Genomic DNA, 26514 nt, shown 5'->3' on the forward strand with positions numbered 1-26514 from the left:
GTAGCCCTTCGGGCAGGCCATACGGGGATGACGGAAGAAGCCCAAGTCGGGAGGTCTGCTGCGCGAGCTACTTCGAAAAGCGCGCGCCCTCCCGACTTGCGCGTTACTCGTCTAAACCAGCTTCCAGCTGTCCCGGATGCCCGCGATCAGCGGTTCGGCCGCCGCCCACTGCCGTGCCAGTGTCTCCTGGTCGGTTGCGTACAGGGAGAACGTCAGCTTGTACAGCGCCCCGGACACCACGGCCCTCGTGCGCGTGCGGTAGTGCGCGGTGCCGGTTCGGTAGGTGCACTCGAAGTCCGCCGTCGACGCGCCGCCGGACAGCTCGATCTTGTGGTAGTCCGAGTTCTGCTTGCTGCTCAGGTCGGTGTGTTCGGCCGTCAGCACGTCGATCGCCGCCACGCCCGGCTTGCCGCTGTTGCGCTGCACCTCGACCTTCAGGGCGCCGAACTTCGGGTCTGTCCGCTTGCCCTCCCACGCGACGGCGCTGAGCGGGCCGTCGATCGTGGAGGTGCGCTGCCAGTCGGGTGGGATGCCGATCTCGAAGCCCAGGCGTTCCTGGTAGTTCTTGAGCTTGCCGGGCGTCGGGCCGGTCGTGCTCGCCCCGGTCGAGGTGGTCGTCGTCGGCGACGCGGTGCCCTGGCCTCCCCAAGGGGCGTTCGCCAGGACCACCGCGACCACCACGGCCACGGCCACGCCGGCGACCACCAGCAGCGGCACACGTGACGACCTCGGCTTGACGGGCGAGGTCGGGGGCAGTGTGGGGGCGTCGGGCGCGACCAGTCCCGGCGTGTGCCACGGCGGGACCCCGGTGCGGGTGTTGGGCACGGTCCCGTGCACGACGGTCTGCTCACCGGCCGGGTCGACCACCGTGGTCGGGAAATCCAGCCGGACCCGGCTCCCCGGCGGTCCCGCGCTCGGCACGGCCGCGATCTCGGTCAGCTTCTCGATCGCGTCCCTGGCCGTCATGCGCTCGGCGGGCTTCTTGCGCAGCAGCCCGTCGATCACCGGCGCCAACCGGCCGACCTTCGGGTCCGGGGCCGGCTCCCAGGACAACACCGCGCCCAGCGTGGCCTGCACGTCGCCGCGCGAGAACGGTGTCCGGCCGACGACCATGCCGTAGAGCATGATCCCGACCGACCACAGGTCGGCCGCCGCCTGCGCCTCCTCGCCCCGGATCCGCTCCGGCGAGATGTACTCCGGCACCCCGGGGAGCTGCCCGGTCGCGGTGAGCACCGAGTCGCCGTCGATCAGCGCGATGCCGAAGTCGGTGAGCACGACGTGGTCGTCGACGATCATGACGTTGCCCGGTTTGACGTCCCGGTGCAGCACGCCGTTGCCGTGGGCGTAGTCGAGGGCGTCGAGGATCTGGGCCCCGAGCCGCGCGACCCGGTCCACCGGCATCGGACCCTCGGCCGCCAGCACGTCGCTCAGCGGACGCCCGTGCAGGAGCTCCATGATGATCAACGGCAGCCCGCCACCGTCGGTCACGACGTCGTGGACCGTGATGATCCGGGGGTGCTTGCTCAGCTTCGCGGCGGCTCTGGCCTCGCGCAACGCGCGCCGCACCTCCGGGTCGTCGTCCCGGATCTCCCGTCCCCGCGGCGGCACGATCTCCTTGATCGCCACCTCTCTGTCGAGGAACTCGTCGTGCGCCTGCCAGACGACGCCCATCCCACCCCGACCGAGCGACTGGCGCAGGCGATAACGCCCAGCGACCAGCCTCCCCTCGCTCTCAGTCACGACGGCAATATAGCGACCACGCTCAGTCGCCGGGTACTCGCTGCGGATACCGAGAGCCGCCCACCGGTCGAGACCGCGATTCCCGGTGCCGCGCCAGTCCACAGTGGACGGTCGCCGGAGCGGCGCCCTTCCCCGCGGTCGAGTCGCCTCCGCCGGCTTTCAGCGAAGTTTCAGCCCTCGGGCCGAACGTTCCTCGCGAAACGAAGACCCGCTCGATCGGAAGGACGACCGATGAGCCCACCGTCGCCCGGCAGCCGCCGGGCATTGCGAAATCCTTAACGGCGCTGCGTGGGGGAGCTGTGGCGCAGCGGGGGGTTGCGATGGAAGTCAGGCTGCTCGGCTCGGTCGAGGTGTGGGGGGCCGGTCGGGAGGTGGTGGCGGTGCAGCCGCGGCAGGGGGCCGTGCTGGCCGCGTTGGCGGTGGAGGCCGGGCAGCCGGTCGGCGTCGAGACGCTGCTCCACCGGGTGTGGGGTGAAGAACCGCCCGTCCGTGCACGCGAGTCGCTGTACGTGCACATCACGCGGTTGCGGCGGATGTTGGGGCCGACGGTCACGTTGTCGCGCCGGTCCGGCGGTTACGTGCTGGGCATCGAGCCGGACAACGTCGACGCCCTGCGGTTCCGGGCGCTGCTGCGGCGCGCGGAGGCCGCCGACCTGCCCGCCGCCGGGCGCGCGGAGCTGTTCGACCGGGCGCTGAGCCTGTGGCGGGGCACGCCGTTGGCCGACGTGGCCGGGGACTGGGCGGACCGGGTGCGCGAGACCTGGCAGCGCGGCCACGCCGACGCGCTGGTCGGGTGGGCGCAGGCGCAGGTCGACGCGGGCGCGCCGGAAGCGGCCGTCGGCCCGCTGGTGGACCTGGTCGGCCAGTACCCGCTGATGGAACGGCCGGTGGGCGTGCTGATGACGGCGCTGGCCCGGTGCGGGCGGCCCGCGGAGGCGTTGAGCCACTACGCGCGGGCTCGTGCCCGGATCGCCGACGAGCTGGGTGTCGAGCCGGGTCCGGAGTTGCGCCGACTGCACGCGGGGTTGCTGCGCGAGGAGGCGGACGAGACACCCCCGCGGCCGGTCCCGGTGTGCCAACTGCCGCCCGATCTGCCCGACTACACCGGCGGTGCCGAGGCGCTGTCCGAGGCGAGGACGTGGCTGCGGGACCGGACGCCCCTGGTGGTGGTGTCCGGGCAGGCCGGTGTCGGCAAGACGGCGTTCGTCGTGCACCTGGCGCACCTGGTGCGCACCGACTTCCCGGACGGCGTGCTGTTCTTGAACCTCGGTGGGACGCCCACGCCGATGCCGCCCGCCGAAGCGCTGAGCCGGGCGCTGTGTGCGCTCGACCCGCCGTCCGGCGCCGGGTTCGACACCGACCTGGCGCGCTACCGGGCCGTGACGCACGACAAACGGGTGCTGGTGGTGCTGGACGACGCCGCGAGCGCCGACCAGGTCCGGCCCCTGCTGCCCAGCGGACCCGGCTGCGCGCTGCTGGTGTCGACACGCGCCCGGCTCACGGCACTGCCCGGGGCGCTCCGGGTCGAGCTGCGGTTGATGGGCGATCAGGACGCCGACCGGCTGCTGGAACGGGTGGTGGGCCGCGACCGGCTGCGCGGGGAGCCGGAGGCGGCGGCCAGGCTGGTGTCGTTGTGCGCGGGCCTGCCGCTGGCGCTGCGGATCGTGGGCGCCCGGCTGGTCGCCCGGCCGCACTGGCCGGTGGCGAAGCTGGTCACGCGGCTGGCCGACCCGCGCCGCCGCCTGGACGAGCTGGCCGTGGACGACCTGCGCGTGCGGACCGGCATCGACGCCGGCTACCGCGGCCTGCCCGAGGACGCCCGGCGCGCGCTGCGGGCCATCGGCGCGGCGGACGTCGGCGAGTTGGCGCCGTGGTTGCTCGCCGCCGCGTTGGACGTCGACCACGACACCGCCGACGACCTGGTCGAGCACCTGGTCGACGCCCGGCTGCTGGACGCCGCGACGGGCGACGGGGTGAACGCCCGCTACCGGGTCCCGGACCTGGTCCGGCTCTACGCCGCCGAACGCGCGCACGCCGAAGAGCCACCGGAAGAGGTGACGGCGGTGCTCGACCGGGTGCTGACCGCGGCGGAGTTCCTGGTGCGCAGGCACGACACCGGCCGCGCGCACCTGGTGTGCCAGGTCCGTGACGCCGCGCCGCCCGAGCCGCCGGTGTGCCGGGGCGTCGCGATCGACCTGGCGGCCGAGGAGCCGACCCTGGTCCTGCTGGTGGAGACGGCGGCACGGCGTGGCCTGGTGCGGCGGGCGGCGGGGCTGGCCGACGCGCTGGTGTCCGCCTCGTTCGCCAGGACCAACGACTTCACCGGCTGGGCACGCGTGCGCGACGCCGTGTCGACCGCGGCGAGCGGCGCGGGTGAGCGGGCCGTGCTGGCCGGGACGCTGGACAGCCTGGGCCGGTTGCGCTGCGCCCAGGACCGGTTCGCCGAGTCGACGGGGCTGTTCGAGCGCGGGATCGCGTTGTTCCGCGCGGAGGGCGACGCGCTGGGCGCGGCGGCGGTGACGGCGGGCCTGGCCACCGCGTACCGGGAGCTGGGCCACCACGCGCGATCCGTTCCGCTGCTGTCGCAGTGCCTGGCCGAGTTCGACCGCATGGGCGTCGGCGAGGGCAGTGCCGGCGCCCATTACGGCCTCGGCCACGCCTACCGGGAACGCGGGCTCGACACGCCGGCGCTGGCACACCTGCGCAAGGCCGTCGAGCGCTACCGCGACCTCGGGCACCGCGCGGGCGAGGCGATCGCCGTGCGGGGCGTCGGCCTGGTGCACCGCGCGCGCGGCGAGCTGGAGGAGGCCGAGATCTGGAGCGAACGGGCGCACCGGCTCGCCGTGGCGGCCGGTGAACGGCTGCTGTCGTGCTACACGGTGCAGGCGTTGGCGAAGGTGTGGATCCGCTCCGGCCGGCCGGAGCGTGCCCTGGAGCCGCTGCTGCACGCCCGGCGCGTGTGCGCCGACCACGGGGACCGGCTGGGTGCCGCCCTGGTGCGGCGCACGGTCGGCGAACTGCACCTGGCCGCCGGGCGGCTGCCCGAGGCGCTGCGGGAGCTGGAGCGGGCGCTGGCGGAGTGGGTCGAGCTGGACCACGGGCTGTGGCAGGCCCGCACCCGTCGTGACCTGGGGGCCGTCCACGCGTGCGCGGGCGACACCGCCGCCGCGACGGCCCATTGGCGGGCGGCGGAGGAGGTGTTCCGGCGGCTGGGAACGCGCGAGGCGCAGGAGACCGACGAGTGGCCGCAGCGGTGGCACCCCGGCGCGCACGTCGAGGGTCGCTTTCAGGAGTGGGACCTGCCGGTTAGGCGTGCGGCAGGGTTGCGTTAAGGGCAGCGGTCGACGGTGTCGAGGTCCGATCCGTTCTGCGAGAGGTACCTCGATGACATCCACACGAACCACCCGGCCCGGCCGGTGGCTGCGCGGCCTGGCACTGGTCGCGGCGCTCACCGCGTTGACCCTGACCTCGGCGACCGCGGCGAGCGCGGAGGGCGGCCCGACGCCGCCGGCGGCCGGCTCCCACACCGCGCCCGACACCACCGCGGACCCGATCGGCGTGCAGGACACCTCGTGCGACGCGGGGTACATCTGCTTCTGGGTGCACATCAACCGGGCCGGCGCCAAGGGCAGGCTGTCCGGCACGAACGCCGAGTGGGACGACTTCCCGCAGTCGCAGTGCGAGGGCACCGGCAACTGGAACGACTGCGCGTCGAGCATCATCAACAACGGCCGCAGCTGCAACGCGATGGTCTGGCAGCACCCCGGGTACGGCGGCGCCGGCCTGAGAGTGCTGCGCGGCAACGGTTACATCAACCTGACCGACCACTACATCACCTGGCCGTTCACCGACTGGAACGACAAGATCAGCTCCAACTGGTGGGTGGACTGCGTCTGATGGCCGGAATCGACCGCACGCCGTCCCCGCGCTCGCGGGTGACAGTCTCCCTGCTCGCGGCGGTCGTCGTGCTCGCGGGCTGCGCTTCGGCGCGGCCCGCGGGCGGGGCCGCGGCCGTCGTGCTCGACAGGGCCGCGCTGGACCTGGTGGCGGGCACCGGCACGGTGGCCGCCGACGACCGGCTGCTGCGCTCGGCCGAGGACGAACTGATCCGCCGCTGCATGACCGCCGCCGGGTGGCCCGAGCAACCCGAGCCGCCCGCCGGTCCCTCGGTGGACAGCCACGACGACGAGCGCCACCCGGACCGCGAGAAGCGGTCCGTGATCGGCTACGGCTTCCACGACGCCTACCGGGGTGCGAGCCCGGTGCCCGAGCCGGAGCCCCCGGCCAAGCAACTCGCGCTGCTGGGGACGCACGCCGCCCGGTCGCACATCGACCTGCCCAGCGGGCGGAGGTTCGACTTCTCCACCGACGGCTGCCTGGCCGAGGCGCGCGCCGCCCTGTACGGGACACCGGAACGCGCGGCGCGGTCGTTCTACACCGTGCAGGACGCCGCGCTCGCCCTGGCACCGCGCATCCCGGCCGACCCCGACTACCGCCGGGGCCTCGACGCGTGGTCGACGTGCATGGCCGAACGGGGCCACCACCACCCCACCCCGACCGCCGCCCGCACGGCTATGAGCGACCGCTACCGGGCAGAGGGCGTCTCCCCCGCGCTGCGCGAGCAGGAGGTGGCGCTGGCGGTCGCCGACGCGGACTGCGCCCTGACCGCCGGCCTGCCGCAGCTGGGCGAGACGGTCGTCGAGCGGCTGGTCGCGGGCCTGCCCGAGGCCGACCGGGCGGTCCTGGCCGAGGCGAGCCGGATCCGGACGGAGGCCGTGCGCCGCGCGGCCGAGGTGGTGCCGGGCTGAGCGGGGACCGGTGCCCGTTCCCGCAGCTGAGCCGGACCAGCTTTTCCGCAGCTGCGCGGGATCAGGTGCCCGTTCCCGCCGCCGTCATCGGGATGTCCCGCCGACGACCGGGAAGATCGCGGTCCGGCCGGTCACCGCGGCGGCGGCGAGGGCGATGCCCAGGTCGCCCTTGAAGAGGCTGCCGTGGCGCGAGGCCGGGCCGAACGCGGTGGCGGTGGACCTCTCGGCGAGGCCGGCGGCCCGGTCGAGCCACCGGTCGTCGCCGGTGAGGGCCCAGAGGTCGACCAGGACCGCGGCCTGGCCGCCACTCCCGCAGCACAGGTGGGCGACCTGCCGCTGGGGGTGCTTGACCAGGTGGGCGCCGGCCTCGTGCGCGAGGGTGGCGTACCGGCCGTCGTCGTCGAGGACCCGTGCGGCGAGGGCGAACAGCTGAGCGTGTCCGGCCGTGCCGTGGCACCAGCCGCTCCAGTGGTCGGGGGTGGCGGCGGTCGGTCGCACCGGCCAGCTCGCCGCGCCGTCGCGGCGGACGGCGTGCCCGGCGACCGTGGCGAGCCGGTCCGCGACCGCGTCCGTCGGCACGGTGCCGCCCGCCTGCGCCCAGCGCAGGGTCGCGTGGCAGAAACCCGCCCAGCCGTGGGCCATGCCCAGGTACTGCACGTCCGCGTCGCCGAGCGCCGGCCAGGTGCGGCTCACCAGGTCGTCCACGGCCCTGGTCAACGGCGACAGGTCGACGGTCACCTCGCCGATGGCCGCGTCGAGCAAGGCCGCGGCGGCCCACACCAGGCTGATGGGGCCGAGCGAGGGGTCGTCACCACACCGGTCGGCGCGCTCGACGCACGCCGTGAGCGCCGCAGCAGCACCGGTTATCTCAGCGGTGAGGCCGAGTTCGACGGCGGCGATCGCGTGCACCGCGTCGAGCCCGATCTCGCCGTGGAACAGCGAAGGTGAACCACCCAGCCCGGTGGGGAGGTCGAGCGAGGGGGCGCTGAACGCGTCGGCGGCGGTGACCCGGCTCCGGCCGAACACCGTCCACCGCAATGCGGCTTCGAGCAGCTCGGGGCGGCCGGTCGCGCGCGACAACTCGACCAGCGCCCACGCGATTCCCGCAGCGCCCCAGTACACCGAGCACGCCGGCGCGTCCGCCGCGATCAGCCGCCGGTCCGGTTCGTCGGTGTAGCGGGCGGCGGTGCGGTCGACGAACGCGTCGAGGTCCGGGTGACCGGCCGTGGCGGACTGGCGGCGAGTGGTGCGGGACGCGTCGGACAGGGCGTCGGCGAAGGCCGACATCGTGGGGTGGCGGCGCGCGGGGTCGGTGGCCAGGGCGCGGCGCAGCACGGCCTCGACCGGTTCCCAGCTGGGCACGCCTTGCCAGCGGAACGGGGCGGGCCGGCCGGTGGTGATCCGCCGCAATGCCTCGTCCCGCTCCAGCGGCAGGTCCAGCGGGTGGGCGCCGGTGAGCGCGGTGTAGATCATGACGGCGAGCGCGTACTGGTCGCTCGCGGTGGTCGCCGGCGGGTCGGGCTCGTGCGCGAGCCGTGCACGGGCGAGTTCGGGTTCGAGGTAATAGCCGACCCCTGCGCGCGGACCGTCATGGTGCCCGTCCACCACCGCGTAGCCGTAATCGATCACAGCCACCCGCGCGTCCGGGGTGACGATGACGTTGCGTGGGTGGACATCGCCGTGCACGACGCCCCGACCGTGCATGGCGGCGTAGGCGCGCGCGAGCCGCACGCACACCCGCGCGACCTCGTCGTACCGGCCCGTCGACCGCTGTCCGGCCGCCAACCGGTCCAGGCTCTGACCGGTCACCCACCCCACGGCCAGCCAGGGCAGCCCGTCACGCCGGCCGTGGTCGACCAGCCGGACACCCGTGACTCCGTCGAGCCGCAGCAGGACACGCCGCTCGTGCTCGACGCGGTCGGCGACGCCCGGTCCTCGCGCGATCTTGACGGCGACCTCGTCACCGCCGCGACCGGCCCGGTACACGTCGACGTCCTCCTGGACCTGCACGACCTCTCTGATCCGCGCGCCCAGCTCTCCCGTGATCACGTCGCCCGGATCGAGGAGGGCTTGCGGCCCGGCCACCGCCGACGACCCCTCGACGGCCAGCAGCCTCGCGTTGACCAGGTTCACCACGACCGGCGCGGCGGCCTCCAGCACGGTCTCCGGGTCCAGCCCCGTCCGGCGCGCGTAGTCGAGCACGGCGTCGACGATCGTCGCCGGCGCGTGGAAGGCGGTCAGGAGGTCGGCGGTCGCCGCGGAGACCACCCTGGACGTCGACCGGACGCCCGCGCGGGCGACGAGCTGGTCACCGTCCTCGGCGGCGACGCCCTGGCGCACCGAGTCGGGGAGTTCGCGGACCGGTGTGATCGTGACCCCTTCGGCCAGGACGAGTCGTTCAGCGGCGCGCATCGGCCGGCGTCCAGGTCATCGGGTCGATGCCGTGCTCCGTCGCGCCGGCGCGGGCGATCGCGACCAGTTCGGTGACCGTGTGGTCGGGACCGGCGTGCGCCAAGGCCGTGGCCAACACGTCGGTGATCTGACGCCGCCACGAGCCGCCGAGCCACGGCACCGGTACCCGGGCCGGATCCGGGTCGGTCCCCCACGACACGAGGTTGTCGGGGCCCAGCGGCGCGGTCAACGGCACACCACGACCGCGAACGCCGTCGACCTCGACGCGCAGTGCGTCGGCGAACTCCTCGACGGCGTCGAGATCGGCGAAGTAGCAGACGAAACGGTCCGGCCGACTGACCCCGCTGGGTGTGCCGCCCAGCTTGCACCCGGCGGCGTCCAGGCGGTCCGCCAGCCGGACCGCGGCGGGCAGCACGGCCGGCAGGCTCGCCACATCCGGACTGACGTACGCCTTGCACCGCGACCGACCACCGCGTCGCGCCGGCCGCCACCTGATCCACGGGTCTGTCGGACCCGGGGCGGAGCGCTCCCACCCGGCCGGCGTGTTGTCGAGTCCGCAGTACCGGAGCACGTCCTCCGGCGTGGCAAGCGCTCTGCGTCGCCGTGGGGTGAGTGGCTCGTGGTGGTGGGCGTAGAGGCGCAGGGACAACGTGAGGGGATCCCGTTCACCGCAGCGGACCATCATCGCGCCGTGCGCGAGCGCTCCTTGCGCGAGGGAATCGAGATTTCCCTGGTCCTTCAGCGGTGTGGGGCCGTCCCGCCACGAGGTGCCGTCCCAGCACTGCAACACGCCGTCGCGCACCAGGCCTCGGAGCATGTCGTCACCGACGCCCGCCCTGGACAGGTAGTCCGGCGGCGGTCCGGGCTCACGCAGTGCGTACCAGAGCAAGGCGGTGTTCTGGCACACCGCTTTGACACTGCCGGTCCCGGAGATCGGCCGCAGCACGCCGAAGAACGAGCTGTCCCGCAACAACCCGTCGAGCCCGGCCCGCTCACCCACGTCCAGCCGCGAGTACTCGACGAGCTCGTAGGCCGGATTGGCCCGCAACAACGCGAACTCCGCCAAGCCGCTCATCGGCCCGGGCCGTCTCCCCCGGCATCCCGAACCTGCCTGCGCCGCGCGATACCGGCCAACGCGTCCGTCAACCTTTCTGCGAGCAGGTCTGCTTCGCCTCGCGTCCGCGGCGCGACCGCAACGGGTCCGGGGCCTGCGTCGAGCCGGGCCGTGGCCGCGGCGAGGAGGAGCCGCAACTCGGGCAGCACGGCTTCCTCGGGGAACCCTTGCTCGATGTGCGTGCTGGCGTTGGTGCACCCGGTGGCCCCGGAACACCCCGCCACACAGGTGCACCCCGGACACCCGCTGCCCGCTGCGTCGTCGCCCAGGCGGTCCGGCAACACGGTCACCAGGAGGTCTTTCACCCGGAAGGCTGTCGGCGAGGTACGCGGTGTGTCGAGTTCGTCGGGCAGTTCTCCCCCCACCCGCCGCGTCTCTTCAAGCGCCTCGCTGAGCCGCTTCTCGGTCTCGTCAAGGTTCTCCTCAGCCCGCTTCTCCCACTGCGCTTCGATCTGCGCGGCTTCCATCCGGAGCTGCGCGTAACGCACAAGGAGCCGCAGATCCTCCAGATCGGCAGGGTCGTACCGCCACTCAGGACAACCAGCACTGAAGTCGGACCGCGCGTTGCTACAACCACCGTCGCAATCGCTGTACTGGTTGGTACACCCGTTGCACCGAGTATCGGCAGTGCAATCCCCCACCGCCCCAGGCAACAACGAAACCATCAGGTCGCGAACCTTGAACAACATCGGCCGCCTCCCGCCGAACAGAACACCCCCCTTGGATAGTCCTCGCCCACCCCCACCCCATCACGACCAAGCCCATCCCTCGATGGAGTGAACTTCCGAAGGAGGAGAGCGGCCGGTCACGCTGACGGCAGCCCGCTGGGACCCAAGCAGCCCTGAGCGGTCTCCGAGCGGTGCGGGCGGACTCGGTGCCGGAGCACTGGGTCAGGCGACCTCGCCGGGCGTGAGCACGCGTGAGTCGCGGCGGAAGCGGCCTGGGGCTGTGTCGAATTCGCGGCGGAAGGCGTTGGAGAAGGCGAATTCCGAGGAGTAGCCGACTCGGCGGGCGATGGCGGCCAAGGGGTCGTCGGTGTCTCTGAGCAGGCGGGCGGCGGTGCTCAGGCGCCACCACGTGAGGTATGTGAGCGGTGGCTGGCCGACGACGGCGGTGAATCTGCGGGCGAAGGCGGTTTTCGACATTCCGACAGCGGCACCCAAGTCCTGGACGGTCCACCTGCGGGTTGGGTCGTCGTGGATGTGGTGCAGGGCGGTGGCCAGTAGAGGGTCGGTCAGGGCTGCGGGCCAGCCGCGGTCGGGGTGGCGGTTGGACTCGTCCTCCAGCCATGCGCGCAGCAGGTACACCAGCAGGAGGTCCATCAGCGCCGGGCAGGGCGGCGTCGGCACCGGGGCGTGGCGCGGCGAGGTCGGTGCTGAGCAGGTCGACCGCGGACCTCAGGTGTCGGTGCCCGGCCGACGCGGGTAGGTGCACCACGTCGGGCAGGGTCTTCAGGAACGGGTGTGCCTGGCCGCGGTCCAGCCGGTAGGCGCCGCACAGCCGAACCTGTTGCCCCACGTCCCGGTGCGGCGTGCCCGCGCGAACTGGGCGACGTGCGGATCAGCCGCGTCGTCGAGTGGCACTCCCCCATCGCCCCGGCGGAGGCGAACGCGCCCTGTTCATCGGCGACCTCGTGCACACGCCGTTGCAGTTCGTGGAACCGGACTGCGAGGCGTGCCTGAGCGAGGACGAGGATGCGGCAGCCCGCCAGCGCCGCCGCATCCTCGAGCACGCCGCCGACACCAACGCCCTCGTCCTGCCCGCCCACCTCCCCGGCCCTGGCGCCGCCGAGGTGACCCGCGACGGCGAGAAGTTCGCCGTCAAGCGCTGGGCTCCGTTCAGCCCGGTGGTGTGACCCGACCGCGGCTCACCCGAAGAGCGCGGCGCGCAACGTCCGGGCCAGGTGGTCGACCAGGCGCTCGGGCGTCATGCGCGCCAGCGGGCCGCTCCGCACGACGTAACGGCTGAAGGTGACGCCGATCAACTGCGCCGCGAGCAGGTCGACGCGTTCCTCCGCGTCCGGACCCTCGACCGACTCGCGGTAGAAGTCCAGGCTCGCGCGGCGCATCTCCTCGTACAGCTTCACCGCCTTCTCCGGTGACGGGGCACTGCGCACGAGGGTGAGGAACGGGTCCGCGTGGTCGGCGTTCTCCATCCGTTCGACGAACGCCGCCGCGATGCGCTCGGGCAGCGTGTCCGGGTCGCCGGGCAGGACGTCGGCGAGGTCGCGCGGCCCGGGCACGGCGGCGATGAACAACTGCTCCTTGGAGCCGAAGTGGCGCATGACCAAGCCGTGGGTGACACCGGCGCGGCCGGCGATGTCCCGGATGGTGGCCCGGTCGTAGCCGGCTTCGGCGAACGCGGCGCGTGCGGCGTCGAGGATCGCCGCGCGGTGGGCGTCGGGGTCGCGCACGCGCTTGCGGGGTGTCTCCTGCGTCACGCCGCTTAGTGTACGGCCGGTCATTAGCGTGTACCGTCGCTAATGACCAAGCGTTCATTAGCAGGAGGCGCCTCCCATGTCCCTCGAACCGCTCACCCCGGAGAACACCACCGTCGTGCTGGTCGACCACGCCGTGGGCTTCGCCAACGTCCTCCGCTCCCACGACACCGCCACGCACCTCAACAACGTCGTCGGCCTCGCCAAGACGGCCAAGCTCTACGGCAGCGGACTCGTGGTCACCAACGGCCTGCCGACCAAGCCCTCCGGCCCGCTCTACCCGCAGCTGCGCGAAGTCCTCGGCGACCACCCCGTCGTCGAACGCGGCGGCAACTTCAACGCCTTCCTCGACGACGACTTCGCCGCCGCCGTCCGCGCCACCGGCCGCCGCAGGCTCGCAATCGCCGGCGTGTCCACCGAGGGCTGCGTGCTGCAAACAGTGCTGGGCGGCCTGCGCGAGGGCTATGACGTCCACCTGGTCGTCGACGCCTCGGCCAGCATCACCGCCGAAACCCACGAAACCGCCGTGCGACGCATGGTCCAGGCCGGCGCGGTGCCCATCACGTGGTTCTCCCTGGCAGGAGAGTTCACGGTCGACCACCGCAGCCCGAGCGCACCACACTTCCAGCAGCTGATGCGCGAACACGTGCCCACCATGTCGATGGGCGTTCAGTCCTGGCTGTCCGCCCGCGAACCGGCCGCGGTCTGAGGCGAGCGCTCAGACGAGGACGACGGTCTTGCCCGCGAGAGCGCCTTCGGCCGCGCGGGCGTGGACGTCGGCCAGGTCGGCCAGGTCGAACCGCTCGGCGACGTGGACGTGGAGCTTGCCCGCGTCGACCCGGTCGACCAGTCCCGCGAGCTGCTCGGCGTCCGCGCGGGCGAACACGCTGATCGACCGGACGCCACGGGGGTCGCCCTCCGGGCCGGGCGCGGTCGTGCTGACCAGCACGCCCCCGTCGCGCACCAGGGCAGCGAGCGTCGCCACCTCCTCCGGCGGGACCGGCGCGAAGTTCAGCACGGCGTCGACCTGACCGGAGACCTGCTCGGACAGGGGGCCGGCGTCGTGGTCGACGACCTCGTCCGCGCCGTACTCCCGCAGGCGTTCGGCGTGGCGCGGCCTGGCGACGGCGACGACGGTGGCGCCGGCCTGGTGGGCGAGCTGAACCGCGTAGCCGCCGACCGCGCCGCCCGCGCCGTTGACCAGGACCCGCTGACCGGGCCGGAGGTCGGCGTGCTCGACCACCGACTGCCAGGCGGTGAGGCCGACGGCGGGCAGGGCGGCGGCGTCGGCGAGCGCGAGGGTTTGCGGTGCCGCGGCCAGCACCTCCACCGGCGCCGCCACGTACTCGGCCGCCGCCCCGTCGGAGGTCATGGGCAGGAACCCGACGACCTCGTCGCCGACCTCGAAGCGCGTGACGCCCGGTCCGACCTCGGCGACCGTGCCGGACACGTCGATCCCCGGCGTGTGCGGCAGGTCGAGGGGGAACACCTGCGCCAGGTGACCGGCGCGGATGGTCGCGTCGACCGGGTTGAACGACGTCCCCGCCACCCGCACGAGCACTTGGCCCGGACCGGGGACCGGGCGGTCAGCGTCCACCAGCCGCAGGACTGCCGCGTCACCGTACTCGTTGAACTTGATCGCCTTCACGACGTGCACCTTCCGTCCAGTTGCTTCGAATCTGAAGCACATCACCACCGTAGCACGCTTCGAACTCGAAGCAACTAGACTGCGCGGTGTGACACAGGACGCACCGCTCGACGCCGGGCAGCTGAACACGTACTTCGCCCTCATGGAGGTCAGCAGCCTGCTGCACCACGCCGTGGAGCAGCACCTGCGCGCCGACGGCGACATCAGCTACGTGCAGTTCCAGATCCTGGCGCGACTGGCCGACTCCCCCGGTGGCAGCAGGCGGATGACCGAACTCGCCGACGGCGTCGTCTACAGCCGCAGCGGCCTGACCTACCAGGCGGGCCTGCTGGAGAAGGCGCAGCTCGTCACCCGCACCACCGCGAAGGACGACGAGCGCAGCGTCGTGGTCACCATCACCGACACCGGCCGCGCCCTGGTGGCCCGCGTCCTACCCGGTCACGTCGACGTCGTGCGGCGCCTCCTGCTCGACCCGCTGACACCGCGCGACGTCACCGCTCTGGGCGGCGTGCTCACCCGCGTGCGCGACCACATGCGAGCCGCACCACCCCGCTCCGCCACCCCCCGCCGCACCCGCAAGGGACAGCCCTGACGACCACCGGCCGGGCACCTGCGCCCGGCCGGATCGCGCCCGTTCGCCGGGCGAATGCACACAACAGAGGATTGTCACCCCACTCCCCGACCGGTGTGCTACTCCCATGCGAAGAATTCTTGGCGTGCTGGGGGTTTCCGCGGCTTTGGCGCTGGCCGGCGCCGGTGTCGCGGCGGCCGAGGAGTGGGCGCCGATCGGTCCGTACCCGACGTACGCGGAGTGCGAGACCTCCGAACAGGGCTTCCAGGCAGCCGGCCACGTGACGACCGGCTGCTTCTACCGCGACATGGGATACCCCTGGCAGAACGGCTACTACTTCTACGCCTCCCGCGTCGACTGACCCTCCGTCCGCACGTCCCCGGCGACCTTCGCCAGGTCGGTTCCCGTGCCGAGGGCACGCAAGAGCGGCGATCGGGTTCAGGAGCACGGGGCGGTCGTGTCGGCACCTCCGGGCAGCAGTAGCAGTTCGTCGGGGCTGAAGTCGCGTGCGGCCACCCGGCACAGGTGGGCGAACCACGCGGCGGGGTCGAGGGACACGGTGGTGGCGCTCGCCTCGTCCAGGATCACCAGCGACTTGTCGTCGAGCAGGTGGACCGACGGGTAGAACCCGTGCACCGCCAGGTCAGCGGCCACCTGACCGCCCGGCTGACGCCAGAAGCGGACGCGGTTGGTCGACCCGTAGTCGTCCTCCGCGCCCATCAGCAGTCCGCCTGCGGTGAAGCCGCTGACGTGGTGCACCTCGGTGGCCGGGATGCTGTCGGTGCGGTCCCCGGTCCCGGCGTCCCACACGTCGATGCGCCCGATCCTGGTCACGGCCGCCAGGCGGGTGCCGTCCGGGGAGAACGCGGGCTCGAAGGAGATGGCGCCGATGTCGTCGTGGCGGAGGTTGGTGGTGATCTCGATGCGGGGCTTGCGGGTTCGCAGGTCCCACAGGCGCAACGTCCCGTCGCCGTGCACGACCGCGATCTCGTCCGGGTGGCCCGGGCGGACGGTCGGCAGGGCGTAGCCGGCCAGCCAGTTGCGGTCCGCCTGGTTCGCGGCGAGGTCCAGCGGTTCACCGAGCATCGCGCCGCTCGGGATGTCCCACGCGGCCACCTTGCCCTGGTACAAGGTGATCAGCCGGTCACCGTCGACGGTGGCGGTGGAGGGCATGAGGGTGAAGCGTGCGTCCGTGCCCGGGCGGATGTCGGCGGTCGGCAGGTCGAACCGGTGGCGCGGCACGAGTTCGGGGAAGGAGTACAGCGTCACGGTCCGCGCGCCGAGCCGGTGGCTGGTCACCTCCAGCCAGTCCCCCGCGAACCCGACCGCGTAGAGGGAGTGCCCCTCGGGCAGGGCCGAGGCCGGCAGCCGGGACACCTCCGCGCCGGTCCGGTGGTCGATCACGGTGGCGGCGTCGCCGTCGATCCGCGCGATCCACTTGTCGTGGACGGCGGTGACCCGGCTGTACTCGGCCCTCGGCTGCGGCAGTGCGGGCGGCGGGTTGTGGTAGCGGACCAGCGAGCGGCCGACGGCGGCGAGCACACCGGGCTCACCGGAGGCGGTGCGGAAGGTGCCGACCAGGAGGGTGCGCGTCGCCCGGTCGTCCGGTGCCGGCTCGGCCAGCGGTGGGGTGAGGAACGTGCGCGACGCACCGGTGGCGAGGTCGACGATCCGGAGCCTGGTGAAGTCCGCGGCGTCGGCGTCGGACGGGCGCACGACCACGAAAGCGCTCCCCGCATCGAGCTTGACCGGGACGCAGGTCGTCAGCCGGGTCGTGTGCTGGAGTTCGCCGTTCGCGGTGTCGAACACCGACAGGCGTTGACCGCCCGGGACCTCGGGATCGTTGTCGCACGTGTAGAAAGCGGCTCCCGACCGGGCGACCACGCTGCCCCTCGGCAGGACGGCGCGTTGCACGCCCGTGGTCAGGTCGTGCACCGAGATCTCCGTGTTCGGGTCCGTGCTGAGCGGCGCGCCCGGGGCCGGGGGCGCGGACCTGCGCACCAGCACCTCGCCGCCGTGCAGCCACGCGGCCGTGGCGTTCGTCGCGGTCGTCGGGTCGAGGCCGTGCGGCACCTGCTTGCCCGTCGCCAGGTCCCACAGCTCGACCCGTCCCCCGCCGACCCAGACCATCCGACCGCCCGTGGTGTCGAAGGTCAGCACCTGGTCCGAGCCCGCGGGCGGGCCGTCGCGCAGCACGACCGGAGCCGTCCGCTGCCCCACGTCCCACAGCAGCAGGCGGGTCTCGTCGCCCGCCACCAGCCGGCGGCCGTCCGGGCTCAGCGCGTACTGGGCCTTCGCCGGGACGTCGGTCGGGTCCCAGCGCCGGGGTTCGTCGTGCGCCAGGCCGGTCACGACCGTCACAAGGTCGCCGTCGGACAGCGCGGCGGTGTCGCCGTCGGCGCTCACCTGGATGCCTTCCAGCTGTTCGTCGATCAGGTTGGCGAACACCCGGTCTGCCTGCGCCAGCCCGGCGTACTGCTTGAGCAGGGCGGCTCGGGCCTCCGCGCCCTCCGGGTCGGTGCGGTGGGCGGCCAGCGCGAGTTGCAGCGCGGTGGTGGGCGCGCTGTGCTGCCTGCTCGTCGACTCGGTGGCCAGCACCCGCGCGATGGCCTGTGCGGCTTGCCTGGCCAGGGCGTCGCCCCGGCGTTGGGCCAGACCCGTGAGCACGGCCACCACCAGGAGCAGCACGGCGAGCACGGCGACCGTGGCCCGCAACCGTCGCACCGAACGCCGCCGGTGGGTGCGGCTCACCGCCAGGTACTCGCGCTGCTCGGCGGTCAGCTCGGCCGGGTCCCACCTGTCGGCCTGGGCGAGTTCGGCGCCGCCGAGCAGCCACCCGCGGTCGCGTTCCGCCTCGTGCCACCGCGCGACCCTGGTGTCCACGTGCTCCTGCCACGTCCGCAGGTCCCGGGCGTCGGCCAGCCATTCCCGCAGCCGGTCCCAGTGGTCGATCAGCGCCTGGTGGGCGAGGTCCACGACGGGTTCGTCGCCGAGCGTGTGACCGGTCACGACCAGGCGGGTCCGGGCCAGCCGGTCGGCGACCGCGGCCGATTCGGGGTCGAGGTCGCGCACGCGCACCGACCGGCGGACGAACCTGCCGTCAGCGTCGGGCCGGGCCAGACGGACCAGCAGCCGGCGCACCGCGTCGTCGTCGGCGAACTCGTCGGACCACACGCCGTCCGCGTAGCGCGAGAGCGCGCCGGCGATGCCACCGATCCGCCGGTACCCGTCGACGGTCAGCACACCGCGGTGCCGCGCCCACATCAGGTCGAGGGTGAACTGCACCAGCGGCAACGCGCCGGGTTCGCCGCCCGCGTCCCGCAGCACGAGGTCGACCAGGCCCGGCTCGTGCCAGGCGCCGGGCGCGGCGGTGATCGCCTCGCGCAACTGGTCGGGAGTCATCGGCGTGAGCACGAACAGGCCGTCCGCCAGCGCCCGACCGGTCTCCGCGGCGAGCAACCGGTCCAGCGACGCGGGCCGCAGCGTCACCACCGTGCGCACGCCCCGGACCCAGCGCAGCAGCTCCAGCGCCCGGCCGGGGTCCAGGTCGGCCAACTCCTCGAACTGGTCCACGAACAGCAGCACGTCACCGGCCGCCGCGCGCACCCGTCCGGGTTCCAGCAGGCCCGCGAGCCTTCGTTCCCGGGCCAGGCGCTCGTCCGCGTCCAGACCCGGGGCGATCACCGGCAGGAGCGCGGCGGCGAGCAGGTCCGCCACGCCCAGGTCCTCCTCCGGCCGCAGGATCGCGACCGGGCGGGTGGTCCGCGGCAGCAGGCCGGCGCGCACCAGCGACGACTTGCCGACGCCGGACGGGCCGGTCACCGCCACCAGGGACCGGCGTTCGACGAGCTCGACCAGCCGCTCGGTCTCCTCCCGCCGCCCGTGGAACACGGCCGCGTCGCCCACGTCGAAGGGGCGCAACCCCCGGTACGGCGAGGGCACCACGTCGGGCAGGCCGTCGAGGAACGCCGCCGGGGGCAGGCAGTAGGCGGTGGTGGCGCGGGGTTGGGCCGCGACCGCCATGCCCACGACCGCACCGGCGTCGTCGTCCCACACCGGCGCGCCGCTGTAGCCCTGCCGCAGCCGCTGACCGCCGGCGTCCACCTCCAGCTGCACCCAGCCCGAGCCGGTCCGCCCGAGCAACCGCGCGGCCAGCCACACGCCGTCGTCGTTGTCCTTGGGGAACCCGAACACCCGGACCGCCCGGTGCCACCCGTCGGCCAGGTCCACGACCGGCGCCGGCGCGGTGCCCGGGACCGGGGCGTCCAACCGCACCAGGGCGACGTCGAGTTCCGGCTCCCACCGGACCACCCGCGCCGACCCGCCCGGTGCGCCGGGCAGCAGCGGGAACTCCAGCCGCACCGGGGTTTCCGGGTCCCCCAGGACGTGCGCGCAGGTGACCGCCACATCCGACGCCACCAGGAACCCCGCACCGACCACGCCGCCGGCCGCCCGGACCCGGACCACGGCCTGGTTGAGCAGAACGGACATGGAACCGACAGTACTGAACCGATCACCGCCCGTGTGCCGGATCGGTGCGATCCGGCGGGCGGCCGTCAACCACGTCCGCCCGCTGGGACGACTTAATTGACCACCGCGCAATGTTGTCCGCTTTCTGGCTTGCCGGCCATCGTTGATCCGCGAACGCTTTCCACGAAAGGACATCGACGATGACCGCACAGCTTTCCGACACGATCACCATCCACCGGCTCGGCGCGGGCATCGGCGCACGCATCGACGGCGTCCGGCTGAGCGGCGACCTGCCCGCCGACACCGTGACGGCCGTCCGGGAGGCGTTGCTGGCCAACAAGGTCGTGTTCTTCCGCGACCAGGAACACCTCGACGACGAGGGCCAGCTCGCCTTCGCCCGACTGCTCGGCGAGCCGACCCTGGCCCACCCCACCGTCAAGGGCCGCGAGCACACCAACGTGCTACCCATCGACTCCGACTACGGCAAGGCCAACAGCTGGCACACCGACGTCACCTTCGTCGACCGCGTGCCCGCGATCAGCGTCCTGCGCGCTGTGGAACTGCCGCCTTACGGGGGAAACACGGTGTGGGCCAACACGGCCCGCGCGTACGAGGAGCTGCCGCCGGCCCTGAAAGCGTTGGCGGACAGGCTGTGGGCGGTGCACAGCAACGTCTACGACTACGCCGGCCACGCGGACTCGACCCGCATCGGCGGCGTGGACGTGAAGGAGGAGTCGTACCGGGACGAATTCCAGTCCCAGCGCTACGAAACAGAGCACCCGGTGGTGCGCGTACACCCGGAAACCGGCGAACGAGCCCTCCTGCTGGGCCACTTCGTCAAGCGCATCGTCGGCCTGACCCCCACGGAGTCCCACACCCTCTACCACTTGCTCCAAGCCCGCGTGACCCGCCTGGAGAACACCGTGCGCTGGCAATGGGCCGACGGCGACGTGGCAATCTGGGACAACCGAGCCACCCAACACTACGGCGTAGCCGACTACGACAACGCCCACCGCCGCCTCCACCGCATCACCCTCGCAGGCGACATCCCCACCAGCGTGGACGGCATCACGAGCACCCCGATCACCGGCAACGCCACCCACTTCTCCCCCCTCTGACCGTCGGTCGTGATCAGCCGGTCAGGGCCTGTCGTAGGAGCGCAACGGCCGCGGGGATCTCCGTGTCGCCGATGTTGCCGTACCCGAGGACCAAAGCGCGGTCCGGCGCGGGCCTGACGCGGTAATCGTCCAAGTCTGCCAAGCGCAGGCCGGCCGAAGCCGCCGCCCGGACCGTGGCCCGGGTGTCGGTGCCCTCCGGCAGGTGCAGCAGGACGTGCAGGCCGGCGGCGGTGCCGGAGGTTTGGGCTTCTGGTAGGGCGGTGGACAGGGTGGTGAGCAGGAGGTCGCGGCGGGTGCGGAATCGGCGTCTTGCGGCGCGGAGGTGGGCGTCGTACCAGCCGCGGTCGATGAACGTGGACAGGGCCAGTTGGTCCAGCACCGGTGGGGCGGCGGACACCGGGTTCGCGGCTCGCAGTGCGGGGACGGTGCTGGGGGGTGCGACCAGCCAGCCCAGGCCCAGTGCCGGGGAGAGCGTCTTGCTGACCGAGCCGAGGAGGAAGACCCGGCCGGGGTCCATGCCCTGCATCACGGCTACCGGGTGGTGGTCGTAGCGGAACTCGGCGTCGTAGTCGTCCTCGACGACGAAGCCGTCTACTTCCCTTGCCCAGCGCACCAAACCCGCCCGGCGCGCCGGGGACAGCACCGTGCCGGTCGGGAACTGGTGTGCCGCGCCGACGACGACCGCCTGCGCCGGGGTGCGGGCCAGGTCTTCCACCCTGAGGCCGTCGTCGTCGACCGGCACGAAGTGCAGGCGCAGGCCCGCGCTCGTCGCCGCGTCACGCAGCCGTGGCCACCCGGGGTGTTCCACGGCGATGTCCGTGATCCCCCTGGCGTGCAGGGCGCGGCACGTGCGGACCAAGCCGTCGGTGACGCCGGCGCAGACGAACACCGAAGTGTCGTCCGCGTCCGCGCCGCGGGAGCGCCGGAGGTAGTGCGCGAGGGTCGACCGCAGCACCGCGTGCCCGGCCGGGTCGGGGATGTCGAGGTCGTAGTGGACGGCCGAGCCGATGACCGACCGGACCGCGTCCGCCCACCGCCGGCGCGGGAACGCGCGCAGGTCCGGGAGGCCGGGTGCGAGGTCGTAGCGGATCCGGGGCGGGGCCGGGGTGCGCCGTGCGCGCGGCCGGGGCGGTGTCGCCTCGGGCGACCACGAGACCCGCGTGGCCGAACCGACCCGGGCGGCGAGGTAGCCCTCCGCGACGAGTTGCCCGTACGCCTCGGTCACGACCCAGCGCGAGCAGCCCAGCTGCTCGGCCAGCGCCCGGCTCGGCGGCACGGCGTCACCCTCCGCCAGCCTGCCCTCCCGGATCGCGGTGCGCAGCGCGTGCGCCAGCCGGTCGTGCAGGCGTCCCCGCCCGCCGACGTCCACCAGCGTCGCCCACGCGAAATTGGTCTGGGAAACCGCCACGGGATTGGACAGTACCGCCGTGCCGAACGGTCATAGCGTGACGGGCATGACGGACAAGTTGGCCCTGGGCGCGATGCTGTTCGGCACGGCCACCGACGAGCGGCGCTCGTTCGACCTGCTGGACCGCTTCGTGGACGCCGGAGGCGTGTGGATCGACACCGCGAACTGCTACTCGTTCTGGGAACACGAAAGCGGGTTCGGCGGGCAGAGCGAGGAGGTGCTCGGCCGCTGGCTGGCCCGCCGACCGGGCGTCCGGGACCGGGTGCGGATCAGCACCAAGGTGGGCTGCGAGCCGACCGAGGCCGGGCGGTTCCCGGAGACGGCCGAGGGCCTGTCGGCCGGTGTGGTCAAGAACGGGATCGAGGGCAGCCTGCGCCGGCTCGGCACCGACCACGTCGAGCTGTACTGGGCGCACAAGCCCGACCCGGTGACACCGTTGGAGGAGACGGTCGCCGCGTTCGACGAGTTGGTGTCGGCGGGGTCGGTGGGCCGGCTCGGCGGCTCGAACTACCCGGTGTGGCAGGTCGAGCGGGCACGGCAGATCGCCCGGGCCGGCGGACGCGCCGGCTTCACCGCCGTGCAGCAGCACCACACCTACCTGCGACCGCGCCCCGGCACGCGGCCCACCGTCGTGCACCGGTTCGGCGAGGTCTCCGACGAGGTGATCCACTACCTGGAGCACCACCCGGACATGGCGCTGTGGGCCTACACGCCGCTGCTGAGCGGTCGCTACACCCGCGCGGACAAACCCCTGCCCGCCGAGTACGACCACCCCGGCACGCTCCGCCGCCTCGCCGCGCTGGACGAGGTCGCCGCCGAGACGGGAGCCAACCGCAACCAGGTCGTCCTGGCCTGGTTGACCGGCGGTGGCCTGGACATCACGCCGATCGTCGGCGTCAGCACGGTCGAGCAGCTGGACGACGCGTTCGCGGGCGTGTCCCTGGAGCTGACCGCCGACCAGCGGCAATGCCTCGACGACGCGGCGTAGGAGGCGACGCAGCCGGCGGCTGGGCGGATCCGGTTCGCCCGCCCGGCCGCTGGCTGGAGCATTGCGCTATCTGCAACAGGGCGCGTACGGTCGAACCGGTTCGACCTTCTGGGAGCGCTCCCAGAAGACCGGTGCCTTCAACGACGAAGGAGAAACGCCCTTGCGGATCCACTACGTCCGATTCCGACCACTGATCGCCGCCGCCGCACTGGTTCTCGCCGGTGTCGGTGCGGCCGAGGCCCAAGCCGCACCCACGCCCGCGGACACCGGCACGCTCGCCGCGTCCCCCGGCTGCGGCAAGAGCCCGACCCTGACCAGCGGCACGCACACGATCCAGAGCAGCGGCCAGAACCGCACCTTCATCCTGCGGATCCCCGCCAACTACGACAACACCCGCCAGTACCGGCTGGTCTTCGGGTTCCACTGGTACGGCGGCACCGCCAACGACGTCGACTCCGGCGGCACCGACGGCTACAACTGGTCGTACTACGGCCTGCGGCGCCTGGCCGACAGCGCCAACAACGGCACGATCTTCGTGGCGCCCCAAGGCAACGGCAACGGCTGGGCCAACCCCGGCGGCCAGGACGTGACCTTCGTCGACGACATGATCAGGCGCGTCGAGAACGACCTGTGCGTCGACACGGCACAGCGCTTCGCCCTGGGCTTCAGCTACGGCGGCGCCATGAGCTACTCGCTGGCCTGTTCCCGGCCCACGACCTTCCGCGCGGTCGCGGTCTACTCCGGCGCGAGCCTCAGCGGGTGCAGCGGCGGCACTCAACCCGTCGCGTACATGGGTATCCACGGCATCAGCGACAACATCGGCGGTGGCCGGGCACTTCGGGACACGTTCGTCAGGAACAACGGCTGCACCCCGCAGAACGCGCCCGAGCCCGCCGCGGGCAGCCGCACCCACATCACCACCACCTACTCGGGCTGCCGCACCGGGTACCCGGTCGTGTGGGCCGCCTTCGACGGCGGACACACCCCCGGCCCCATCGACGGCGGCGGCGAAGGCTGGCGGAGCTGGACCCCCGGCGAGGTGTGGCGGTTCTTCACCGGGGAGACGACGCCCACGCCGCAATCGTTCCGGCTGCGCAGCGAGTCGGCGAGCCGCTGCCTGGACGTCAACGGCGCCAGTTCGGCCAACGGCGCCCAGATGATCGTCTGGGACTGCCACACCAACGCCAACCAGCGGTTCACCCAGAACAACAAGGCCCTGGAAGTGCTGGGCAAGTGCCTGGAGGCGCCGATCAACGCCGCCCCCGGCACGCGCACCCGCATCTGGGACTGCAACGGCGGCGCCAACCAGCAGTGGAACACCAACGACAACGGCACGATCACCAGTGTCCAAACCGGACTGTGCCTCACCGTCAACGGCACCGCGAACAGCTCCGCCGTCACCGTGGCGACCTGCACCGGCGCCGCCAACCAACGCTGGGCCAAGGCCTGACCGGCACCGGACGAGGACAGCCGCCACCGCCGCGCGGCTGCCCCCGGGTTGACAGGGTCGGACTGACCACGAACACTGGGCGCGCCCCAAATGTGATCGTTAACATCGTGGAGTCCGGGTCGTGCGTGGTGGTTGCCGGGTTGTCGCGGCGGTGACCGCGGCCCTCCTCGTCGTCACCGGCTCGCCCGGCGCGGTCGCACAGCCCGCGACCAGGGACGTCACCGCCGACATCCGAGCCAACCGGAACGTCGCGCTGAGCGGCGACGCGGTCGTGCGGCTCACGGGCGGCACCACCACCTACACGGGCGTGATCACCGGCGAAGGGGTCTTCACCGTCAGTGGCACGGGGACCCTGGTGCTGGTGAAGAACAGCGACTTCACCCTCCCGGCCGACCGTCGCCGGCAGAAGGTCGTCACGGTGGGCGGCAACCACCCGGTCACCACGATCGAGAACCCCGACCCGCCCGCGGTGGTCGTGCAGCGCGGCGCGACCCTCCAGTACGGCAGCGGATCCGGCGGCGACGGCGTCATCGGGCACTTCACCCAGGCGCCCGGGGTGTCGCTGAACACGCTCAACCACCAGGTCGACGGCACCCTGGACCTGGCCGTGCACCGGCGGGTGAACCTCGGTGTCATCAGCGGGTCCGGCCTCGTCAAGCAGCGGAGGGGCACCTGGCCCGGCATCGACCTGCCGGGCACGCACCCGTTCTCGGGCACGCTCTACGTCGGCACCGGCGCGGACTACGGCAGCCTGCACTACCTCACCGCCATGCCGAACGTGCGCAAGGTGGTCGCCCAGGGTTCGTTCATCCACAACGCCCCGGACGGCGAGGAGGTCACCGACACCGCCGACCTCTACTCGCAGTTCTACGGCAACGACGTCAACTTCCACACCTGGGGCTCCGGTGTCGTGCGGATGTCGGGCGTGTACAGCTGGTCGGACAACGGGTCGGACACCGATCCCGCGCTCAGCGACCCGTCGCGGAACTTCGCCACCGTGCCGCACCGCGACAACAAGCGCGGTGTCAACATCGAGGGCGCCACCGTGATCTGGGGCGACGGCACGCACAACCGCTTCTTCCTACCGGGCAACGAGAACACCGTCTACATCAACATGCACGCGGAGCGGAACGGCACCCGCAGCGTGCTGACGTTCGACTACAACGGCCCGGTCACGCTGGACGCGCCCATCTCCGGCGGCAGGTACCACGACACGATGGCGGACGTGGGCCGCGGCGACGTGGTGATCGCGGGCACCCGCGGCAACGCGGTCACCTTCACCGCGCCGCAGAACTACGACGGCGACACGACGATCGGCGAGGGCGCGTCGCTGCGGCTCGGCGACGGCAGCCCGCAGGGCGACAGTTCACTCCTCGGATCCGGCCGGATCGTCGACAACGGCGAACTGGTCCTCCAGAACGCCACCCGGGGCGTCGAACTCGCCCGGATCAGCGGCGGCGGTTCGGTGACCCAGGCCGGCCCGGCCACCACCACCCTGACCGGCGACCTCACCTACACGGGCAGGACCACGGTGCGAGGGGGCACGCTCGCGGTCACCGGCGGTTCCCTCGCCGCGAGCACCGCGGTCGACCTCCCGGCGACGGGCGCGACGCTGGACCTCGCCCGGGCCGGCGACCAGACGGTCAACAACCTCTCCGGCGTCGAGGGCAGCGCGGTGGCCGCCGCCGGAGCCCTGACCGTGCACGCCACCACCGCGACGACGTTCGGCGGCACCGTCACCGCCGGCAGCGTCACCAAGACCGGCGCCGAAACCCTCACCGTGACCGGCGCGCACGTCACACCGGCCGCTCCCTGGACCGTCCGAGGGGGAACCCTCGCGCTGACCGGGTCCGCGCAGGTGCGGCAGCTCACCGTGGAACCCGCCGGCACGCTGCGGGTCACCGGCACGGTGGAGGGCGCGGTGGACAACGCCGGGACGGTCGACGCGACCGGTGCGACCGTGCGCGGCCCCTACACTCAGCGACCCGGCGCACGCTTGAGCGCGACCCGCATGAGCGTCACCGGCGCGGTGACGCTCGCGGGCACGCTCGACCCGGCCCGGGACCCCGGCGTGATCATCGACAACAGGGGAACCGCCGAGGTGAGCGGCACTTTCGACGGCCTGCCGGAGGGAGCCGCAGTCGGCGCGCTCCGACTCACCTACCGCGGTGGCGACGGCAACGACGTCGCATTGACGAGCGAGTCCGCCCGATCCGACGCCACCACGCCGCAGACCGCGAGCGCGTCGGGTTCCGGACCGTGGTGGTGGGTCACGGCGGTCGGCGCGCTCGCGCTGCTGGGCGCACTCGTGTTCGTGCTGCGCAGGCGGTCGCGCGACCGGACCTGAGTC

General features: G+C 72.9%; 20 protein-coding genes and 1 pseudogene. 11 read left to right on the plus strand and 10 right to left on the minus strand.

Translation table 11 applies throughout. From position 1 onward, the window contains the following. Positions 1-111: 111 nt before the first annotated feature. Complete coding sequence (locus WBN91_RS03510) at positions 112-1740, minus strand: serine/threonine-protein kinase (RefSeq protein WP_337724137.1); 1629 nt, start codon at positions 1738-1740, stop codon at positions 112-114. Positions 1741-2060: 320 nt separating this feature from the next. Between WBN91_RS03510 and WBN91_RS03515 the strand changes: the two genes are divergently transcribed. From WBN91_RS03515 to WBN91_RS03525, 3 genes are read left to right on the plus strand one after another with little or no spacing between them, the layout of a single operon-like run. Next, on the plus strand, positions 2061-5072 hold the full coding sequence (locus tag WBN91_RS03515) for an AfsR/SARP family transcriptional regulator (protein WP_337724138.1): 3012 nt from the start codon (positions 2061-2063) through the stop codon (positions 5070-5072). A 52-nt stretch (positions 5073-5124) separates the two neighbouring features. Further along, entirely contained in the window at positions 5125-5637 is a 513-nt protein-coding gene (locus WBN91_RS03520) for a peptidase inhibitor family I36 protein (protein ID WP_337724139.1), read from the plus strand. Further along, positions 5637-6548, plus strand: coding sequence for a hypothetical protein (locus tag WBN91_RS03525; RefSeq protein WP_337724140.1), 912 nt, complete (start codon positions 5637-5639; stop codon positions 6546-6548). The genes WBN91_RS03520 and WBN91_RS03525 overlap by 1 nt, the downstream gene beginning before the upstream one ends. An 84-nt stretch (positions 6549-6632) precedes the next feature. Here the strand turns inward: WBN91_RS03525 and WBN91_RS03530 are convergent, their stop codons facing one another. From WBN91_RS03530 to WBN91_RS39105, 5 genes and pseudogenes are all read right to left on the minus strand, one after another. Beyond that, positions 6633-8960, minus strand: coding sequence for a lanthionine synthetase LanC family protein (locus WBN91_RS03530; protein WP_337724141.1), 2328 nt, complete (start codon positions 8958-8960; stop codon positions 6633-6635). Further along, complete coding sequence (locus WBN91_RS03535; RefSeq protein ID WP_337724142.1) at positions 8947-10035, minus strand: hypothetical protein; 1089 nt, start codon at positions 10033-10035, stop codon at positions 8947-8949. Before WBN91_RS03535 ends, WBN91_RS03530 begins: the two co-directional genes overlap by 14 nt. Next, positions 10032-10763, minus strand: a complete 732-nt coding sequence (locus tag WBN91_RS03540) for a hypothetical protein (protein ID WP_337724143.1) — start codon at positions 10761-10763, stop codon at positions 10032-10034. Before WBN91_RS03540 ends, WBN91_RS03535 begins: the two co-directional genes overlap by 4 nt. 201 nt (positions 10764-10964) lie before the next feature. Next, positions 10965-11396 (minus strand): helix-turn-helix transcriptional regulator, encoded by a 432-nt coding sequence (locus tag WBN91_RS03545; protein ID WP_337724144.1) that lies wholly within the window; start codon positions 11394-11396, stop codon positions 10965-10967. A 19-nt stretch (positions 11397-11415) separates the two neighbouring features. Further along, a pseudogene (locus WBN91_RS39105) lies at positions 11416-11592 on the minus strand (cupin domain-containing protein); the annotation flags it as partial. Between the two features lie 58 nt (positions 11593-11650). On the opposite strand from WBN91_RS39105, the gene WBN91_RS03550 reads away from it, so the two are divergent. Continuing rightward, positions 11651-11929, plus strand: coding sequence for a hypothetical protein (locus WBN91_RS03550; protein WP_337724145.1), 279 nt, complete (start codon positions 11651-11653; stop codon positions 11927-11929). A gap of 12 nt (positions 11930-11941) precedes the next feature. On the opposite strand, the gene WBN91_RS03555 is transcribed toward WBN91_RS03550, so the two are convergent. Continuing rightward, positions 11942-12514: a TetR/AcrR family transcriptional regulator gene (locus tag WBN91_RS03555; RefSeq protein ID WP_337724146.1), complete on the minus strand. Its 573-nt coding sequence runs from the start codon at positions 12512-12514 to the stop codon at positions 11942-11944. A 76-nt stretch (positions 12515-12590) separates the two neighbouring features. Here WBN91_RS03555 and WBN91_RS03560 point away from each other — a divergent pair, with 76 nt between their 5' ends. Beyond that, positions 12591-13220, plus strand: coding sequence for an isochorismatase family protein (locus WBN91_RS03560; RefSeq protein ID WP_337724147.1), 630 nt, complete (start codon positions 12591-12593; stop codon positions 13218-13220). 9 nt (positions 13221-13229) lie between these two features. Here WBN91_RS03560 and WBN91_RS03565 read toward each other — a convergent pair whose 3' ends face one another. Beyond that, positions 13230-14159: an NADP-dependent oxidoreductase gene (locus WBN91_RS03565; RefSeq protein WP_337724148.1), complete on the minus strand. Its 930-nt coding sequence runs from the start codon at positions 14157-14159 to the stop codon at positions 13230-13232. Positions 14160-14301: 142 nt separating this feature from the next. Between WBN91_RS03565 and WBN91_RS03570 the strand changes: the two genes are divergently transcribed. Both WBN91_RS03570 and WBN91_RS03575 read left to right on the plus strand, forming a co-directional pair. After that, on the plus strand, positions 14302-14751 hold the full coding sequence (locus WBN91_RS03570) for a MarR family winged helix-turn-helix transcriptional regulator (RefSeq protein ID WP_443217659.1): 450 nt from the start codon (positions 14302-14304) through the stop codon (positions 14749-14751). A gap of 106 nt (positions 14752-14857) precedes the next feature. Further along, on the plus strand, positions 14858-15091 hold the full coding sequence (locus WBN91_RS03575; protein ID WP_337724150.1) for a hypothetical protein: 234 nt from the start codon (positions 14858-14860) through the stop codon (positions 15089-15091). 77 nt (positions 15092-15168) lie between these two features. Here WBN91_RS03575 and WBN91_RS03580 read toward each other — a convergent pair whose 3' ends face one another. Beyond that, positions 15169-19221 (minus strand): nSTAND1 domain-containing NTPase, encoded by a 4053-nt coding sequence (locus WBN91_RS03580; RefSeq protein ID WP_337724151.1) that lies wholly within the window; start codon positions 19219-19221, stop codon positions 15169-15171. A gap of 179 nt (positions 19222-19400) precedes the next feature. Between WBN91_RS03580 and WBN91_RS03585 the strand changes: the two genes are divergently transcribed. Continuing rightward, positions 19401-20318, plus strand: coding sequence for a TauD/TfdA dioxygenase family protein (locus WBN91_RS03585; protein WP_337724152.1), 918 nt, complete (start codon positions 19401-19403; stop codon positions 20316-20318). A 13-nt stretch (positions 20319-20331) separates the two neighbouring features. On the opposite strand, the gene pdxR is transcribed toward WBN91_RS03585, so the two are convergent. Next, positions 20332-21726, minus strand: coding sequence for a MocR-like pyridoxine biosynthesis transcription factor PdxR (pdxR, locus tag WBN91_RS03590; RefSeq protein ID WP_337724153.1), 1395 nt, complete (start codon positions 21724-21726; stop codon positions 20332-20334). A gap of 46 nt (positions 21727-21772) precedes the next feature. Between pdxR and WBN91_RS03595 the strand changes: the two genes are divergently transcribed. The 3 genes from WBN91_RS03595 (at position 21773) to WBN91_RS03605 (ending at position 26511) form a co-directional block, all read left to right on the plus strand. After that, positions 21773-22714, plus strand: coding sequence for an aldo/keto reductase (locus WBN91_RS03595; protein WP_337724154.1), 942 nt, complete (start codon positions 21773-21775; stop codon positions 22712-22714). 160 nt (positions 22715-22874) lie between these two features. Beyond that, positions 22875-24164, plus strand: coding sequence for a ricin-type beta-trefoil lectin domain protein (locus tag WBN91_RS03600; protein ID WP_337724155.1), 1290 nt, complete (start codon positions 22875-22877; stop codon positions 24162-24164). A gap of 121 nt (positions 24165-24285) precedes the next feature. Beyond that, positions 24286-26511, plus strand: a complete 2226-nt coding sequence (locus tag WBN91_RS03605; protein ID WP_337724156.1) for an autotransporter-associated beta strand repeat-containing protein — start codon at positions 24286-24288, stop codon at positions 26509-26511. Positions 26512-26514: the final 3 nt, after the last annotated feature.

The organism is Saccharothrix sp. CCNWYY140 (assembly GCF_037401995.1).
GTDB lineage: Bacteria > Actinomycetota > Actinomycetes > Mycobacteriales > Pseudonocardiaceae > Actinosynnema.